Here is a 17,281-nt window from a genome sequence, read left to right as displayed (position 1 = left end):
CCTGCTAACCAATAGATTCAATGAAGGTAAAAAACCTTATGCGTCTGCCGCAACGCGATCCCTACGCGCCTCGCGACTGGCAGCCACACGAAAAACCAGCCCTGTTAGGTTCCCCCTCAACACCGGTTCACAGCCCCCCCAAACGCATCGCTTACGGCGTCGTTGGATTACTGGTGTGCCTGACGGGGGCGCTGGGCAACGCGATGGTTTCCGCGAATCTGCAAAATTTGCAGGGGACCTTTGCCGCGTGGTCAACAGAAATCGCCTGGCTGCCAGCGGTCTACGTGATGACAAACGTCTCCATCAACCTGTTGCTGGTGAAATTTCGTCAGCAGTACGGATTGCGGGCGTTCACCGAAGGGTTTCTGGTGCTGTACGTGCTGGTCACCTTCTTCCACCTGTTTGTCAACGACCTGAGTTCTGCACTGATGGTGCGTGCCGCGCACGGCATGGTCGCCGCCGCGCTCAGTTCGCTGGGCATTTATTATCAGATTCAGGCGTGGCCGGCGAAACATCGCCTCAAGGCGCTGACGATAGGCATTACCGGCTCATCGCTGGCGATCCCGATAGCCCGCCTGTTTTCGACCGAACTGCTACAGCTTGATGAATGGCGTGGCCTGTACTTTTTTGAATTGGGTCTGGCACTGATCTCGCTTGGTTGCGTCATCGCCCTGAAACTGCCGCCGGGCGACCGTAAAAAGGTGTTTGAAAAGAAAGACTTCATCACATTTATTTTACTGGCGCCGGGGATGGCATTACTTTGCGCGGTGCTGTCGCTGGGTCGCCTGGACTGGTGGTTTGAAGCGCCGTGGATCGGCTGGTCGCTGGCGCTGGCAACGGTGCTCATCATCGCCGCCATTACGTTTGAACATAACCGCAGCAATCCCCTGCTCAACACCCGCTGGTTGTCGAGTGGCAGTATCTTACGGCTGGGGCTGATTATGCTGCTGATCCGCATTGTGCTGGCGGAGCAAAATACCGGCGTGATCGGCTGGTTGCAGTACGTCGGGCTGCAGAATGAGCAGATGACCTGGCTCGCGTGGTCGATCTTTGCCGGGATTGTATGCGGCATTGTCGCCAGTTGTCTGACGATTAAGCCGACGCGGCTTGCCTGGCCCATCGTGACCTCGCTGGTACTGATGATCATCGCCTCGCTACTGGACAGCCAGTCGAACAGCCTGACGCGGGCGGATCAGTTGATGATAAGTCAATTTCTGCTTGGTTTCGGCAGCGCGTTCTTCCTTGCCCCGGCGATGCTGGCCGGGATCGGTGGCGTTGTCGCCGATCCGCGAAATCTGGTCAGCTTTTCAGTGCTGTTTGGGATGAGTCAGAACATCGGCGGCCTGTTAGGGTCGGCGATCCTCGGCACCTTTCAGACCTGGCGCGAAAAATACCACTCCAGTCTGCTGGCAGATCAGCTCACCACGCTCAATCCGCTGGTAACTGAGCGGCTACAGCGCTATACGCAGATGTACCAGGGTCTGATTGGCGACAACTCGCTGCTGGACACCCAGGCCGCGCTACAACTCCAGAACGCCAGCGCCCTTGAAGCCAATATTCTCGCATACAACGATACCTACCTGCTGACGGCCAGCATTGCCACCGCCACGCTGGTGTGGATTTTCTGGCGTCTGCTGCGTCTGCGCGTGACTGCGCATCTGGCGCTGAAGAAAGCCACAGGTACTAAATAACGGAAAATAATGATGTCAAAAGCGTTCTCTCAGGAGCAGTTATGAGTCAGCAGGATGCCGCCAAAGAGCAGGCCCACACCCGCAATAATTTGCGTATTGTCTCCATTTTCGCCGCGGCAGCGATTGGCATCGTCGGCGTGCTGGTGATCCTCTATGCGTGGCAGCTTCCGCCGTTTACTCGCCATACGCAGTTTACCGATAACGCTTATGTACGCGGGCAAACGACGTTTATCAGCCCGCAGGTGAACGGCTACATCACTCAGGTGAATGTACAGGATTTTGAGCAGGTAAAAAAAGGCGATCTGCTGTTACAGATAGATGACCGCATCTATCGCCAGCGGGTGCATCAGGCCCAGGCGCAACTGGCGATGAAAATTGCCGCGCTCAACAATAACCAGCAGCAGCGTAAAAGCGCGGAAGCCGTTATTGAACGCAACGAAGCCATCCTGAAAAATGCCAAAGCGCAAAGTCTTAAGACTCAGGCCGACCTGAAGCGAGTTAAAGATTTGACGGCTGATGGCTCACTGTCGATTCGTGAACGTGATGCTGCACTCGCCAGTGCCGCGCAGGGCAGCGCGGATATCGATCAGGCCAGGGCGACGCTGGAGATGTCACGACAGGATTTGCAGACCGTGATTGTTAACCGCGACGCATTGCAGGCGGATGTCGAAAACGCCAGAGCCGCGCTGGAACTGGCGGAAATTGATTTGCAAAACACACGGATCGCCGCTCCACGCGACGGTCAGCTTGGACAAATCTCGGTACGGCTTGGTGCATACGTCACTGCCGGTACGCATCTCACCACCCTGGTCCCGTCTCAACACTGGGTCATCGCGAATATCAAAGAGACACAGCTGGCCGATCTCCGCGTCGGACAACCGGTGAAATTTAGCGTCGATGCGTTAAATGATAAACAGTTTGAAGGCCGCGTTGAGAGCATTTCACCGGCAACGGGCGTGGAATTTAGCGCCATCACGCCGGATAACGCGACGGGCAACTTCGTGAAAATTGCCCAGCGCATCCCGGTCCGGGTGGCAGTGCTTGGCAAGCCAGAAGATATCGCGCTACTGCGCCCCGGTATGTCGGTGCAGGTTCACATTGATACCCGGGAGGCGAAGCCATGATCCTTCGTTTCCTGCCTGGCGTGGCAGTTGCCCTGCTGCTGATCGGCTGTCAGTCGGTCGATGTTCAGCCCGCGAAACCGTCCCTGGCGATCCCCGCCGCCTGGCGAGCAACCAGCGGCCCTGCCAGTCCCGCAGAGCAGGTGTGGTGGCGGAATTTTCATGACCGTTATCTGAACCAGTATGTCGATCAGGCGCTCGAGAATAACAGCGATGTGCTGATCGCCCGCGAGCGCATCAATGAATACCAGGCGCAGGTTTATGCCGCCGAAGGCAGCTTGTTTCCCTCACTGGATGCGGGCCTCGCTGGAACCCGCGCACGCGCGCAGTCCGCCGCAACCGGACTCCCCATCTACAGTACGCTGTATAAAGGTAGCCTGACCGCCAGCTATGATGTCGATATCTGGGGGGTTAACCGCAGTACGGCACGCGCGGCGCAGGCCTCGCTGGAGGCGCAAAAAGCGGCCGCCGCCGCGGCAGATTTGACCCTCGCATCATCGGTCGCCTCCGGGTATGTTACGCTGCTGGCGCTTGACGAACAGCTGGAGGTGACCCAGGCGACGGTGAAATCCCGCGAGGAGGCGCTGAATCTGGCCAGGCGCCAGTATGAAACGGGCTACAGTTCACGCCTGGAGTTAATGCAGTCCGACTCTGAACTGCGCTCCACGCGAGCGCAAATCCCGCTCCTGCAACATCAGATTGCCCGCCAGGAGAACGCGTTAAGTATTTTGCTCGGTGATAACCCGCAACGCGTCGAGCGCAGCGCGGATTTCGGGGCGCTGACAGCGCTGAAAATGCCCTCTCAACTGCCGTCAACCTTGCTTAATCGCCGCCCGGATATTGTCCAGGCCGAGCGTCAGTTGGTTGCTGCTGATGCCTCGCTGGCAGCGTCCCGCGCCAGCCTGCTGCCGTCGATCAATCTCACCGCGGGCGGATCGATACAGGATCGCACCCTGCCCGGTCTTCTCGATAATCCCCTCCAGCTATGGAGTCTCGGCGGCAGCATTCTTGCGCCGCTGCTGAACCGCCAGGCGCTGAACGCGCAGGTGGATATGTCGCAGTCGCAGCGTAATCAGGCGCTGTACGGCTATGAGAAAACCGTGCGCAACGCCTTCAGAGAAGTGAACGACAGCCTGGATGCCATCACGCGTTATCAGGAGCAGTTGCTGGAGCTACAGGCCCAGCAAGCGGTCGCGCAGGAAACCTTGCGTATCGCGCAAAATCGCTATCGCAACGGTTATTCCTCGTATCTCGACGTACTGGATGCCCAGCGTACGCTGTTCTCCGTACAAACCAGTGTGGTTCAGGTGAAAAATAACCTGCTGCTGGCGCAGATTGATTTGTATAAAGCCCTGGGTGGCGGGTGGACTGCCTGACCGACGTCCGATGACGGCTTCGCTTACGGGCCTGGGAGGGTAACTCTTCGCAGACCCAATAACGAAACCGCCATTCCGGCCTTGAATTAGCCGCTAATCTGCTCCATCGCCTGCAGGATGCGTTTATCCGAAATCGGATACGGCGTCCCCAGCTGCTGGGCAAAATAGCTGACCCGCAGTTCCTCAATCATCCAGCGGATCGCTTTCACGTCCTCGTCTTCGCGGCGTGCCGGCGGCAGTTTGTTCAACCACTGCTGCCATGCCTGTTGTACGCTTTCGACTTTCAGCATTTGCGCGCGATCGCGGTGGGGATCAATCGCCAGTTTCTCGAGACGTTTGTCAATCGCCTGCAGATAACGCAGCGTATCGCCAAGACGACGGAAGCCGTTGCCGGTGACAAATCCGCGATACACCAGCCCGCCCATCTGCGCTTTGATATCAGAAAGCCCCAGCGCCATCGTCATATCCACGCGCCCTTTCAGCCGCTTGTTGATGGTAAAGACGGCGGTCAGAATCTGTTCGACCTGCTTCGCAATCTCCACCACCGTCTCGTTTAGCTCGGCGCGAACCTTCTCATGCAGCGCGGCAAAACCTTCTTCCGTCCAGACCGGGCCACCGTTGGCGTCAATCAGCTTATCCACGCCGCAGGAAATACAGTCATCAATCAGTTCCAGTACTTTCCCGTATGGGTTGAAGTACAGACCCAGTTTGGCTTTGTTCGGCAGCTTTTCGTGCAGGTATTTGATCGGCGACGGGATGTTCAACAGCAGCAAACGGCGCAAGCCTGACCACATAGCCTGCTGTTGCTCCAGCGGGTTGTCGAACAGCTTGATCGCCACGCTGTCGCGCTCATCTACCAGCGCAGGCCACGCTTTCACTTTATAGTTGCCGCGTTTCTGCTCGTAACTTTCCGGCAGTTGTCCAAAGCTCCAGATGTGCAGCCCGCTCTGTTCAATACCGTCATCGGCCACCGCCGAGAGCGTCTCCTGCACTTTCCCTTTCAGCCGGTCTTTCAGCACCTGCAACGAGCGCCCTTCTTCCAGCTTCTTGTTTTTATCATCCACCACCCGGAAAGTGATTTTCAGATGATCGGGCACCTGATCCCAGTGCCAGTCTTCGCGGTCAACCGTCACGCCCGTCATCCGTCGCAGCTCGCGCTCCAGGGCGTCCAGCAACGGCAGTTCCAGCGGCGTCACGCGGCCTAAAAACGCGTCGGCATAGTTCGGTGCCGGAACAAAATTGCGCCGCACTGGCTTCGGCATCGATTTGATCAGCGCAATCACCAGTTCGCGGCGCAACCCCGGGATCTGCCATTCAAAGCCACTTTCGTCGACCTGATTGAGCAGCGGCAGCGGAATATGTACGGTCACCCCGTCCGCATCCGCGCCCGGTTCAAACTGATAGCTTAACCGCAGCTTCAGATTGCCCTGATGCCAGAAGTTCGGGTAGTCCAGCTTGCTGATGTTGTCCGCGCCCTCTTTGATCAGCATACTCTTTTCAAAGTTGAGCAGATCCGGTGTGTCGCGACTGACCTTTTTCCACCAGTTATCAAAGTGCCGGGCGGAAATGACGTCATGGCTGATACGCTGGTCGTAAAACTCAAACAGCGTCTCGTCGTCCACCAGAATGTCGCGGCGGCGCGATTTGTGTTCCAGTTCTTCTACTTCGGCGCGCAGCTTGAGGTTTTCACGGAAGAAAGCATGGCGCGTCTGCCAGTCACCTTCCACCAGCGCATGGCGGATAAACAGTTCGCGGCACAGCGCCGGGTCGATCTGGCTGTAGTTCACCTTACGCGCGGCGACAATCGGCAGACCATAAACGGTCACCTTTTCCGTCGCCATAACCGCACCCTGCGCCCGCTCCCAGTGCGGTTCACTGTAGGAACGCTTAATCAGATGCTGAGCGACCGGTTCCACCCACTCGGGATCGATCCGCGCCGCGATGCGTCCCCACAGGCGGCTGGTTTCCACCAGTTCCGCGACCATCGCCCACTTCGGCGGTTTTTTGAACAAGCCGGAACCGGGGAAAATCGAAAAGCGCGCGTTACGCGCACCGGTATATTCCTGCTTGTCGGCATCCTTCATGCCGATATGCGATAACAGCCCGGTCAGCAACGCAATATGGATCTCGCGGTACTGCGCCGGTTCACTGTTCACCGGAATCCCCAGCTCTTTCACGACCTGACGCAGTTGGGTGTAGATGTCCTGCCACTCACGCACGCGCAGATAGTTCAGATAATCCGTCCGGCACAGGCGGCGAAACGCGTTTGACGACAGCGCTTTTTGCTGTTCGCCGAGATAGTTCCACAGATTCACAAACGCGAGGAAATCGGACTCTTTATCGTGGAAGCGACGGTGTTTCTCATCGGACGCCTGCTGTTTGTCCATCGGGCGTTCGCGCGGATCCTGAATCGACAGCGCCGAGGTGATGATCATCGCCTCACGCACGCAGCCGTGTTTTTGCGCTTCCAGCACCATTCGCGCCAGACGCGGATCCACCGGCAACTGGCTCAACTGGCGCCCCAGCGGCGTCAGTTTATAGGCCGTCGCCTGTTCATCGGTGGTAATCGCGCCCAGTTCTTCCAGCAGACGCACGCCGTCCTGGATGTTGCGCTTATCCGGCGCTTCGACAAACGGGAACGCGGCGATATCACCCAGCCCCAGCGCGGTCATCTGTAAAATGACCGACGCCAGGTTGGTGCGCAGAATTTCCGGGTCGGTAAACGCCGGGCGCGACAGGAAGTCGTCTTCGGAATAGAGACGAATACAGATGCCTTCGGATACACGACCGCAACGCCCTTTACGCTGGTTGGCGGAGGCCTGCGATACCGGTTCAATGGGCAAACGCTGCACTTTGGTGCGATAGCTGTAGCGACTGATACGCGCCGTACCAGGATCGATCACATATTTGATACCCGGCACCGTCAGCGAGGTTTCCGCCACGTTAGTCGCCAGCACGATACGCCGCCCGCTGTGCGACTGGAAGACGCGGTTTTGTTCGCTATTCGACAGTCGCGCATACAGCGGCAGCACTTCCGTATGGCGCAGATTCAGTTTATTCAGCGCATCGGCAGTATCGCGGATCTCTCGCTCACCGCTCATGAAGATCAGGATGTCGCCGGGACTTTCACGCCCGAGTTCGTCTACTGCATCAAAAATGGCCTGCAACTGGTCACGCTCGGTGTCATCCGCCTCTTCGACAATCGGCCGATAACGAACCTCCACCGGATACGTGCGCCCCGACACTTCGATGATCGGCGCATTATTGAAATGGCGCGAAAAACGCGCCGGATCGATAGTCGCGGAGGTGATGATAATTTTCAGATCCGGACGACGAGGCAGCAGTTCCTTCAGATAACCCAGCAGGAAATCGATGTTCAGGCTACGTTCGTGCGCTTCATCGATAATGATCGTGTCGTACTGCATCAGCAGACGATCCTGCTGAATTTCCGCCAGCAGGATCCCATCGGTCATCAGTTTGACCATGGTGTTGTCGCTGACGTGATCGCTGAAACGCACCTTGTAGCCGATACACCCGCCCGGCTCCGTCTGCAACTCTTCGGCGATACGGTTAGCCACCGTACGCGCCGCCAGACGACGCGGCTGAGTGTGGCCGATCAGCCCTTTCACTCCACGCCCCAGTTCCATGCAGATTTTCGGTAACTGGGTGGTTTTACCTGAACCGGTTTCCCCGGCGACGATCACCACCTGATGGTCGCGAACGGCCTCGAGGATCGCCTGCTTCTTCTGGCTCACAGGTAAATTTTCCGGGTAGGTAATCAACGGTCGCGCCGCTTCGCGTAGCACAACTTTACCTGCCGCCTGTTCAATCTCTTTCGCCATCTCCTGGTAAATGGCCTGTTGTGCATCAGGATTTTTAACCTTCTTCACGCCGTGCAGGCGACGTGAAAAGCGCTGCCGGTCACGCAGCATCAGTGTGTCCAGCTGCTGTTGTAACGCGTGGAAGGTGAGTTTTTGTTGTTCTGTCATAGCGTTAAAAGGCAGTGCTCTGCCTGGTTAAATCTCTTCTAAATGATAGGTATAGAGTACCACATCAGCGCATTTTGTGTGTTGTTCAATAAATTCGAACATAGGATTCGATATATTGCGCTTTCTCTGCAACAGGATTGTGAATAAAGTGTCAACAAGCAACGGGGCACAGCCCATTCAAACACCTATAAGGAAACACCCATGAGCAAGGTTTTAGTTCTCAAATCCAGTATTCTGGCAGGGTACTCTCAGTCTGGTCAGTTGTCTGATTATTTTGTTGAACAGTGGCGTGAAAAGCACTCTGCTGACGAAATCACCGTTCGTGACCTGGCTGCCAATCCAATTCCGGTACTGGATGGCGAACTGGTGGGAGCCCTGCGCCCGAGCGACGCACCGCTTACGCCTCGTCAACAGGACGCGCTGGCGCTGTCTGATGAGCTGATTGCTGAACTGAATGCGCACGATGTGATTGTGATCGCCGCGCCGATGTACAACTTCAACATCCCGACGCAGTTGAAAAACTATTTCGACCTGATTGCTCGTGCTGGCGTGACGTTCCGCTACACCGAGAAAGGGCCGGAAGGTCTGGTCACCGGCAAACGTGCGGTGATCCTCTCCAGCCGTGGCGGTATCCACAAAGATACGCCGACCGACCTGATTGCGCCGTACCTGAAAATCTTCCTCGGCTTTATCGGCATCACCGACGTGAACTTCGTGTTCGCAGAAGGGATCGCCTACGGTCCGGAAGTGGCGTCTAAAGCTCAGTCTGACGCGAAAGCCGCCATTGACAGCGTCGTCGCGGCCTAACATATTGACCTCCCGCCAGTGCGGGAGGTTTTTTTATTTGCTCTGATAGCATAAATAACCCACCACACCCTGACTCACACCATCACTCGGATGGTTCACTCCGTCTGTGACTTCTACACAGGGAAAATCAAACGGCGACACGTTTTCAATACATGCCACGTTAACCCCGTATTGATCCGGGCTGGATCGACGTTGATGGAAGGTATAAATCCCGCATACGGAACAAAAGAAGTGCCTGGCGGTGCCGGTATTGAAGCGGTATTCCGTGAGCTTGTCTTTTCCCGTGACGATCTCTATCCCCATCAGTGGCGCAGAGACCACCACCGCTCCCCGCATGCGACAAAATGAACAATTACAGCGCCGGACGGTATTAAAGCCGTCACTGAGCTGAACGGTAAATCTGACGGCGCCGCAGTGGCATTGTGCTGCTCTTTTTTCAGTCATCGACTTGTCCTTCCTTCGATATTCCATCCAGCGTCGCCAGCACGTCCGTTGAAAGAATCAGATCGCCTGCGGCCATATTTTCATGTAAATGGGTCACCGACGAGGTGCCGGGTATCAGCAAAATATTTGGCGAACGGTGCAGTAGCCATGCCAGAGCGACCTGCATCGGTGTTGCATTGAGGCTTTCGGCCACGGCGGAAAGCGTTGAGGATTGCAGCGGCGTGAATCCGCCCAGCGGGAAAAAGGGAACGTAGGCAATGCCGTCTTCTGCCAGCGAGTCGATCAGCGCATCATCCTGACGATGGGCAACATTGTACTCATTCTGTACACAGACCACGTCTGCGATACTGCGCGCTTGCGCCACCTGGCTGGCGGTCACATTACTCAGTCCGATGTGCTTGATCAGTCCCTGCTGCTGAAGCTCAGCCAGCACGCTGAAGCTCGCTTCAATAGAGCCTTCATGCGGGCCGTGACCGTCGCCCAGCATAATGCGTAAGTTAACAACATCCAGCACATCCAGACCGAGATTGCGCAGATTATCGTGAACCGCCTGTCTGAGTGCTTCTGGCGAGAACGCCGGCAACCAGGAGGCATCGTCTCCACGACGAGCGCCGATTTTAGTGACAATCACCAGATCGTCCGGGTAAGGATGCAGCGCTTCGCGAATGATTTGATTCGTGACGTGTGGACCGTAAAAGTCGCTGGTATCAATATGATTGACCCCCAGCGCGATCGCTTCCCGAAGCACTGTCAATGCAACATGACGGTCCCTCGGAGGACCAAAAACCCCTGGCCCCGCCAGTTGCATCGCCCCATACCCTAAGCGTTTGACCTGCCGGGAACCAAGAGAAAACGTGTCAGATTTACCGTGACTTGCCATAACTGCCCCTTCTGCTGAATAGCGCGTAAGAAAAGAGAGTATAGAAACTTACCCTGCAAATTATTACGCCCAACCCAACAAAACGAAAAGCCGCAGTTCGCAGATAACGATTAATTACTTGCGCAACCACTTGCCGTTAATGCCCTGGACATATTCTCCCGGTTTCGCACGCTCAACCAGTTTCTGTCCGGCCATTTTCGCCACTTCATCAACGGGAAGTTGGTGGCTTTCAGCCAACTGCCGATAGCTGTCGGCTCGCGCTTTATTGATTTCACTGACCAGCGTCAGCGTTTGCGCGTCTTGTTTCAGGGCCACCAGATAGCCATTGTACGTCTCACCGACCCGGCCCTGGGTTCTGGCCTCATTTAACGTCAGCGCCAGAGCGCTCCCACTCAGCAAACTCAGAATGAGCGTCGCCAGGATAAAGGTTTTCTTCATCATCACCTCAGAACAAGTCGCTGCGGGATTTGAGCAGGCTTTCAACGTCCTTATCCACTTTGATATGAATTTCATGCTCAATTTTGACGTTCATATTGATGGTGATGGGCTCTTTTGGCGCCGCGACTTCAATGCGCGGCGTACAGCCCGTTACTAACCAAAGCGGGAGAAGCGCCAGCATGGCTGTCATTGTTTTCATTGGGGTTCCTCACATTCCTTGCCTTGCGGACAGTTTTTTTCTGGCAGCGCCGCGTTCTGTTCAAGCCATGCCTGTAGATTGTCGCCAAAACGCAAACTGCGCCACAGCGTAAAGACATTCTCTTCGTGGGTATAGTTGAGATTCACCGTGCCGACCTTGCCATCGACATGGCTGTTGCCACGAATTTGCGCCTGCATCGTCAATACGCCCAGATTGTCTAAATTGATTTTGGTCCATGAATGGGCAATCTCCATGTATCGCAACCAGTTAATGGCCGCCCCCGCCGCCATGTTATCTTTCACCACCGCATCTGCCGTGTCTTTGTCGATACGCAGCGTCATCGGACCGGGATTGGTTAACCAGCCGTCTTTGATAATCCATTTTTCATTGTTCAACCACAGAGGGAGCGCACCGCTCACCGGCCCGGACATCGCAAACTGTTTCGGATTAACCGCGCTGATAAGTTCGCTCGAGGAGATGTTTTGCACCCGCACCAGTGCCGGATCGTGCTGCGGCATGCGTAATTGTTGCATGGAAACCTTGCCGCCCAGCACATCCACACTCACATCCGTGAGCAACAGCGGATCCGTTTCACTCCACGGATAGGCCCCTTCCAGATCGGCGGTAATATTCGTGGCGGTCACCTGATTGACCACTTCAGCAATTCGCAGCGAAACCGGTCCGCGCGTCCCAAGTTGCCATGCGCCCGCGCTAAAGCGGAACGGCAGTACGAAATCGACGCCGTTAATTTGGTTATCCGGCATCCATGCGCTGCCACCTTTTAAGACGCCGTGACCGCCGGCCTCGAATCCCTGTTCCGCGGCCGCCGAAAACGCCACCTGGGCATACAGTTCACCCTCACGTAACTTCATTTTCCATTCAGGCGGCACCAGCGGCTGGAATACCTCCAGCGACTGTTTCGGCCACCAGGCCTGGCCGCGTAAACGCAGGCCATCCCAACGGCCGTTGAGCCTCACGGGGCCGATCGCGCCGGCATGCAAATCGCCTTTGAACAGGAAAAAAGTCGGATCGCGCCCTTCCACGCTGAACTTGAGGGTTGAGGGCGGCAAAACGCTGCCACCCGAGAAATGCGTTTCCCCTGCATCGAACGAGAGCGCTCCGCTAAAGCGGGGATGCGCCGCATCGCGCACCCATTCAACCGGTTTGTCCATGATCAAACGGGGCGTTTCAACCTTCATGGTACCGTACTGGAGCTGATCAAATCCGGTGGACAAATCGGTCAGCGTGATGGTGCTGTCATGCCACTCGCCTTTGCCGGCCACATCCCATTTCGCGTGCATCGGGGTAAAACTGCCCTCGCCCCAGTAGCGCCACTGCCAGCGCCCGGCATCGGGCAGAAAATCATTCGCCAGACCGTCCAGATGCAGGACAAAATCCCCCATCTGATTCTCATGGGCGCGCAGAATCGCCTGCAGTCGTCCGTCCACTCCGCGCTGAGTCACCTTCACGCCCGCCAGCGGCCAACGGATTTCGTCGATATCCAGCGAGTCGATGACCCGCCCACGCGAACGCAACAGCGCGCCAGGTTCGAACGCCAGCTCCGGATCGGTCAGGCTGCCGGTCAACTGGGCGGGTAGTCTGGCATAGAAAATCAAGTCATCCTGCTTGGCTTCACCGGTCAGTTGCAGCGGCATGGCGCTGTTGTCCATGCTCAGTTTTCCTGGACCAAAAGTGAGCACGGCGTTCCCTTTCCCTGCTTTCCCCTGGGTCAGCACATTAAACCGACCGCTGATCACCGCGTTCTCTGTGCCTTCCTGCCAGTTATCCACCTTCATGCCCAGACGCCCGCTGAGGGGGAAGCCCTGATAAGGCCACGACCAGCGCCCGTCGCTGATGGTTAACTGCTGGCGCGTGAGTTCCCACGGCAGGTCGAGCAGCGGATCGGCATTATCCCGCGCCATCACGATCAACTGGCCGGCATTCTCGCGCCACTCCAGTTCCGCATCGACCAGCGACGGCTCCTGTGGCAGGCTGAGCGTGGCGACGGTATGCCCGCTCACCGGCAGTCCATCCGGCACCAGCGGCATTGTGAATTCACCCACCAGTTTGACGGGGGGGTGTCCATCAAACGCCATAACATCAAGCTCACTTACCGTCAGTGTCTGACCGCGCAGTTGACCCTGAAATTTCACCTTGTCACCCTGATAACGAAGCTGCTGCACCGAAGCGCTCAGCGAGAGGTCCAGTTTGCCCTGCCACACCTGCCAGGGCGAAAGAATGACGTTGTCGATAGAGATCCACGTGTTGGGCAACATGGCCTGCCATTGAGCAAGCGTTCGTGGCGCGGCGGGAGATTGTTCCGCCTGCGGCAGTTTTGCCAGACAGGCGGAGTCGAGTTCAAGCGTACCAATATTCAGCAGCCAGCGACTGGGATGCGACAACCGGGCCTGACTGACACGGGCTAACTGGCAGTCACCCACCAGATAGCGGAGCTCAGGAATTTGTAAACCGTGGCGCGTGAATCGGGGGCTCTCATTCAATGCAATACGCGTTCCGACCGGCAGCCAGATGCCCGCCAGCGTGGGAACCCACAGCCCCAGCGTCATCACCAGCGTCAGCGGCACGAGGATCATGAGTAACAGAAGCGCCAGAACGGCTTTATATTTACCCTTCATGGGCAGTTAATATCCTGATTTAGCAAAAAATTAAGCCGAATTAGGCCGCTATTGTGTCATGTTTAGTGAAACATGCCCAGATTAAGAATAGATGCTCCGGGATGACATACACAATTTTTCACCTTCATCAGAATCAGAAAGTCAGATAAATAACAGTGGGTTATCAGATAAATCTAAAGGCTGATAGTGGGCAATAGCGGCCCACTATGATCATTCATACGTCACCCACATATTCACTTTCCCCGTGACGGGACCAAGGTAGCTTATTGGACCGTTCTGCAAAAAACGGGCGGTGAAACGCGCCGTATCCAGCGATGAATATATCTGTGTTTCACCGTTGTTGGTGCTTACATAACTGCCACGCGTACCGGTATTGGTTAATGTTGTTCCGTCCACATCGACGTGTTCCCCGTTGTACAGCAGCTCTATTTCCAGCCCGTCGACAACATCGGTTCCGGAGGACGCACTTTTATAGACCCGGATATTCTTGTCAGGACTGACTGAGGAACCCCCGGCATCGGCAAAGCGAAAATAGACGTTATTTGCCGCACCTGTACATTTCAGTGAAATATCAACCAGCTTTTCGTCTCCTCTGCGTACAGAGCCGCCCCAGGCGTAAGCCACCCAATCCCCCATGTTAATATTGTAGTTTTCGTTATTTAACATACATGCCGGAGACGTTATCGTGATGCCATTGCCACTAAATTGCGAGGCAACAGAGAAGTTATCACCCGTTTCTATTACTTCAGGTTTATACGTAAAAACCCTCAACGATCCATCACTCAATGACACTGTTAACGTTCTGCCATAGTCATCAGAGCTGATATCGCCTGTTTTTACTAATTCAGCCCTGAACGAAAAACTTGTACTTGCCGGATTAAAAATATAGCCAGACCCTATTCCGGATACCGATTTAGGTCTTGTCCAGTGTTTAAAGACGACTGCCGTCCGGCTATATGCATAATACTCAACACCCGCATCAGGGGGATATATTTGAGAAGTGTATACGTTTGTTCCTGAACTGAAGTCATCGCCGACAGTATGAAACGTATAATATAACTTAAGTCCTATCCCATTAATATTCGTTGGTATCGGTGAGTCCTCGCCGCCATCTATCGACGCGGAGTCAGAAAATGGAATGATAGAAAAATAGGTTGTTGCCGTACCGGAACTGAAATTACTGGAGCTACCTAACTCACCGCCTGTGCAATTGAACTGATAATCAGCAAACTCGCCATACCCCCAGCGATGAAGTACCGTCCCGACAGGCGCGGTATTATCAACGATCAGGGTTCGTGTCTGTTGAAAGGGTCTGGTATCACTCCAGCTGAATGTGCAGGTCTCTGCGACCTGTCCCGGCGCATATCTGTCTGTATCTGGCCAATACACGCCCCCTGTTTTCATGCCCGCATCGCAGCTGGTGATGAGCACAAAATAGATTATTGCCGGGAAGATGAGTGGTGCTGATTTATGCGTGAACAGCCCCCCTTTATTTTTCATTTTATTTGTATTCATAATATTACTTCCCGTTTCAACGTTTCCCCCGGCCTGACGACTTTCGTGTCTGGAGAGTTATTCGATAGTGATAAGAATGCGACTAATGACTTGCGCTGGAATATTCACACGGCAGACATCATTCATAGGTCACCCACATATTCACTTTCCCGGTGACGGGTCCCAGATAGCTTATTTGGCCATTCTGCAAAAAACGGGCGGTAAAACGCGCCGTGCTCTGCGATGAATATAGTTGTGTTTCACTGTTGTTGGTGCTCACATAACTGCCATGCGTACCGGTATCGGTTAACGTTATTCCGTCCACATCAACGTGTTCCCCGTTGTACAGCAGCTCTATTTCCAGCCCGTCAACAACATCGGTTCCGGATCCGGCACTTTTATAAACCCGGATATTCTTGTCTGTACTTGCTGTGGCAGTTCCGGCATCTTCAAAGCGAAAATAGACGTTATTTGCGGCACCCGTACACTTCAGAGAAATATCAACCAGCTTTTCGTTGCCTGTGCGAACCGCGCCACCCCAGGTGTAAGCCACCCAGTCCCCCATATTCACGTCATAGTTTTCGTTATTCAGCATACAGGCAGGCGACGCAAGCGTAATACCACTGCCGCTGAATTCCTGCGCTGAATAAACATCTCCTGTTTGCGAGGTGGTTGCACCAAAAACGTTATTTGAGGTACGCATTGACAGAGAAACAGGCGTACCATAATCAGAGGCCGTTATAGTCCCTGTTTTGATTAACTCAGCCCGAAGCGAAACGCTCACTGACGTGTCCTGAAACTGATAATAGTTACTGTTCACCGAATCAGAACCGCGTGGAGAGTTCGTCTTAAAACCGATACCAAACACACCATTATTCAGCGTATTAGTTCCATACTCCACACCACTATCATACGGGGCGCTTCCCTGAGCATTATAGATAGTTAATGCCCATCTCCTGACACTTTCCGAGGAAAAATCAGAATGATAGTATGGTGTCGCATAAATTTTCAGACCAATACCCTGAACGCTTGTAGAAAATACATATCCTCCCGGGCTGACTATTCCCCCCCCTTCTGGCCCCTCTATATACTGCCCTTGAGCCCTGACGTCGGCAATAACCGCACTGGCTGAGCTCACATAATAACCATCACTTCCTCTCGCTCCGCCAGTGCAATTGTACTGATAATCAGCAAACTCTCCATATCCCCAACGATGAAGTACCGTTCCTGCTGGCGCCGTGTTGTCCACCACCAATGTACGCGGAACCTGAAATGGCCGCAGATCGCTCCAGGTGAGCGTACAGGTGACAGCCATCTGCCCCGGAGAAATGGTATCGTATGCGTTCCAGTTAAGAATCCCGGTTCTTGTGCCGGCGTAAGAGGACCCCACTATCCCTGAAGACAGCAGAGCAATTGCGACAACGGACAGTCTGCTTCTGATAACCCCGGAGACCCTGTTCATACTCACAACCCGACCTCCGCTTTCAGCGTTTCCCCCTGCCCGCCCCAGTCATGGGTGGCCGTCCAGGTCACGGTCAGTTTTCCGCCCTTCATCGATTCCGGCAGCGGATAGCGCTGGCTGCCCTTCGGCGGCGGCATCCGGGTTTTACCGGCCACGCTGACTTTATTCCCGCCCCCCTGGCTTATCGACAGCTCGCCAAAGCTGATGTAATAGGCCGACGGATTGGTGGCGGTTAACCAGCGCTTCCCACCCTCCTGCTCCACACGCCAGGTCAGCTGTTTGGCTGCCTCCCTGGCCCCCGCCGCATTCAGACCGTCCGGGCGGACAAATACCTTCAGCCGACTGCGTACAGCCACCACCAGACGGTTATCCGCGCCGTTTTTTGCCTTCGGGGGGATTTCCTGCAGGGACAGCCAGTACACCGACTCCCGGTCCTGAGGGATTTCGCTTTTCATCACCACCAGGCGCAGCTTGCCGTGTTTTTTCCCCTCTATCTTCATCACCGGAGGCGTCAGCACCAGGGGAATATTGTTGTCCTGGCCCTGCAGATCTTCCAGCCACGACTGCAGCATATAGGTTTCGCTGCTGTCGTTAATCACCTCCACCGGCGTTTCTTTATCAGTAGCGTACGCCACGATGCGGGTTAGCTGCGGGCGCACCCCGGCATTGACCGTATAACTGACCAGCACACCGGCCATCAGCAGACCTGCCAAAATTCCCTTTTTGAATTTCATCATATTATCT

Annotated in this window: 12 protein-coding genes and 1 pseudogene; 4 read left to right on the top strand and 9 right to left on the bottom strand. The window is 55.2% G+C overall.

Annotation, left to right across the window (positions count from 1 at the left end):
• The first annotated feature begins 38 nt into the window (after positions 1–38).
• Genes I6L53_RS10465 through I6L53_RS10455 form a run of 3 tightly spaced genes read left to right on the top strand, consistent with a single transcriptional unit; the run spans position 39 to position 4,188 of the window.
• A complete protein-coding gene (locus tag I6L53_RS10465; protein ID WP_042318885.1) occupies positions 39–1,691 on the top strand; it encodes an MFS transporter in 1,653 nt (550 codons plus the stop codon).
• 41 nt (positions 1,692–1,732) lie between these two features.
• Complete coding sequence (locus tag I6L53_RS10460) at positions 1,733–2,815, top strand: HlyD family secretion protein (RefSeq protein ID WP_042318884.1); 1,083 nt, start codon at positions 1,733–1,735, stop codon at positions 2,813–2,815.
• Positions 2,812–4,188: an efflux transporter outer membrane subunit gene (locus I6L53_RS10455; RefSeq protein ID WP_042318883.1), complete on the top strand. Its 1,377-nt coding sequence runs from the start codon at positions 2,812–2,814 to the stop codon at positions 4,186–4,188. The genes I6L53_RS10460 and I6L53_RS10455 overlap by 4 nt, the downstream gene beginning before the upstream one ends.
• A gap of 86 nt (positions 4,189–4,274) precedes the next feature.
• Here I6L53_RS10455 and hrpA read toward each other — a convergent pair whose 3' ends face one another.
• Positions 4,275–8,177: an ATP-dependent RNA helicase HrpA gene (gene hrpA / locus I6L53_RS10450; protein WP_042318882.1), complete on the bottom strand. Its 3,903-nt coding sequence runs from the start codon at positions 8,175–8,177 to the stop codon at positions 4,275–4,277.
• A gap of 201 nt (positions 8,178–8,378) precedes the next feature.
• Here hrpA and azoR point away from each other — a divergent pair, with 201 nt between their 5' ends.
• Positions 8,379–8,984, top strand: coding sequence for an FMN-dependent NADH-azoreductase (gene azoR, locus I6L53_RS10445; RefSeq protein ID WP_042318881.1), 606 nt, complete (start codon positions 8,379–8,381; stop codon positions 8,982–8,984).
• On the opposite strand, the pseudogene I6L53_RS10440 reads toward azoR, so the two are convergent.
• From I6L53_RS10440 to I6L53_RS10405, 8 genes and pseudogenes are all read right to left on the bottom strand, one after another.
• A pseudogene (locus I6L53_RS10440) lies at positions 8,932–9,428 on the bottom strand (GFA family protein). The gene azoR and the pseudogene I6L53_RS10440 sit on opposite strands and share 53 nt — an antisense overlap.
• Positions 9,421–10,308, bottom strand: a complete 888-nt coding sequence (locus I6L53_RS10435; protein WP_042318876.1) for an aldo/keto reductase family oxidoreductase — start codon at positions 10,306–10,308, stop codon at positions 9,421–9,423. The pseudogene I6L53_RS10440 and the gene I6L53_RS10435 overlap by 8 nt, the downstream one beginning before the upstream one ends.
• A 114-nt stretch (positions 10,309–10,422) precedes the next feature.
• A complete protein-coding gene (locus I6L53_RS10430) occupies positions 10,423–10,746 on the bottom strand; it encodes a YdbL family probable chaperone protein (RefSeq protein WP_042318875.1) in 324 nt (107 codons plus the stop codon).
• A 7-nt stretch (positions 10,747–10,753) separates the two neighbouring features.
• The gene (locus I6L53_RS10425) at positions 10,754–10,945 is read right to left on the bottom strand and encodes a YnbE family lipoprotein (protein WP_042318873.1); all 192 of its coding nucleotides are present in this window, start codon (positions 10,943–10,945) and stop codon (positions 10,754–10,756) included.
• Positions 10,942–13,581 (bottom strand): YdbH family protein, encoded by a 2,640-nt coding sequence (locus tag I6L53_RS10420; RefSeq protein ID WP_042318872.1) that lies wholly within the window; start codon positions 13,579–13,581, stop codon positions 10,942–10,944. The genes I6L53_RS10425 and I6L53_RS10420 overlap by 4 nt, the downstream gene beginning before the upstream one ends.
• A gap of 210 nt (positions 13,582–13,791) precedes the next feature.
• Positions 13,792–15,096 (bottom strand): hypothetical protein, encoded by a 1,305-nt coding sequence (locus tag I6L53_RS10415; RefSeq protein ID WP_156970463.1) that lies wholly within the window; start codon positions 15,094–15,096, stop codon positions 13,792–13,794.
• Between the two features lie 118 nt (positions 15,097–15,214).
• Positions 15,215–16,537, bottom strand: a complete 1,323-nt coding sequence (locus I6L53_RS10410; RefSeq protein WP_084196564.1) for a fimbrial protein — start codon at positions 16,535–16,537, stop codon at positions 15,215–15,217.
• Between the two features lie 2 nt (positions 16,538–16,539).
• Positions 16,540–17,274 (bottom strand): fimbrial biogenesis chaperone, encoded by a 735-nt coding sequence (locus I6L53_RS10405; protein WP_052425374.1) that lies wholly within the window; start codon positions 17,272–17,274, stop codon positions 16,540–16,542.
• Positions 17,275–17,281 lie beyond the last annotated feature (7 nt).

The organism is Citrobacter farmeri (genome assembly GCF_019048065.1).
Lineage (GTDB): Bacteria > Pseudomonadota > Gammaproteobacteria > Enterobacterales > Enterobacteriaceae > Citrobacter_A > Citrobacter_A farmeri.
Note: the sequence above shows the minus strand (reverse complement) of the source record. Positions and strands in the feature narration are given on the sequence as shown.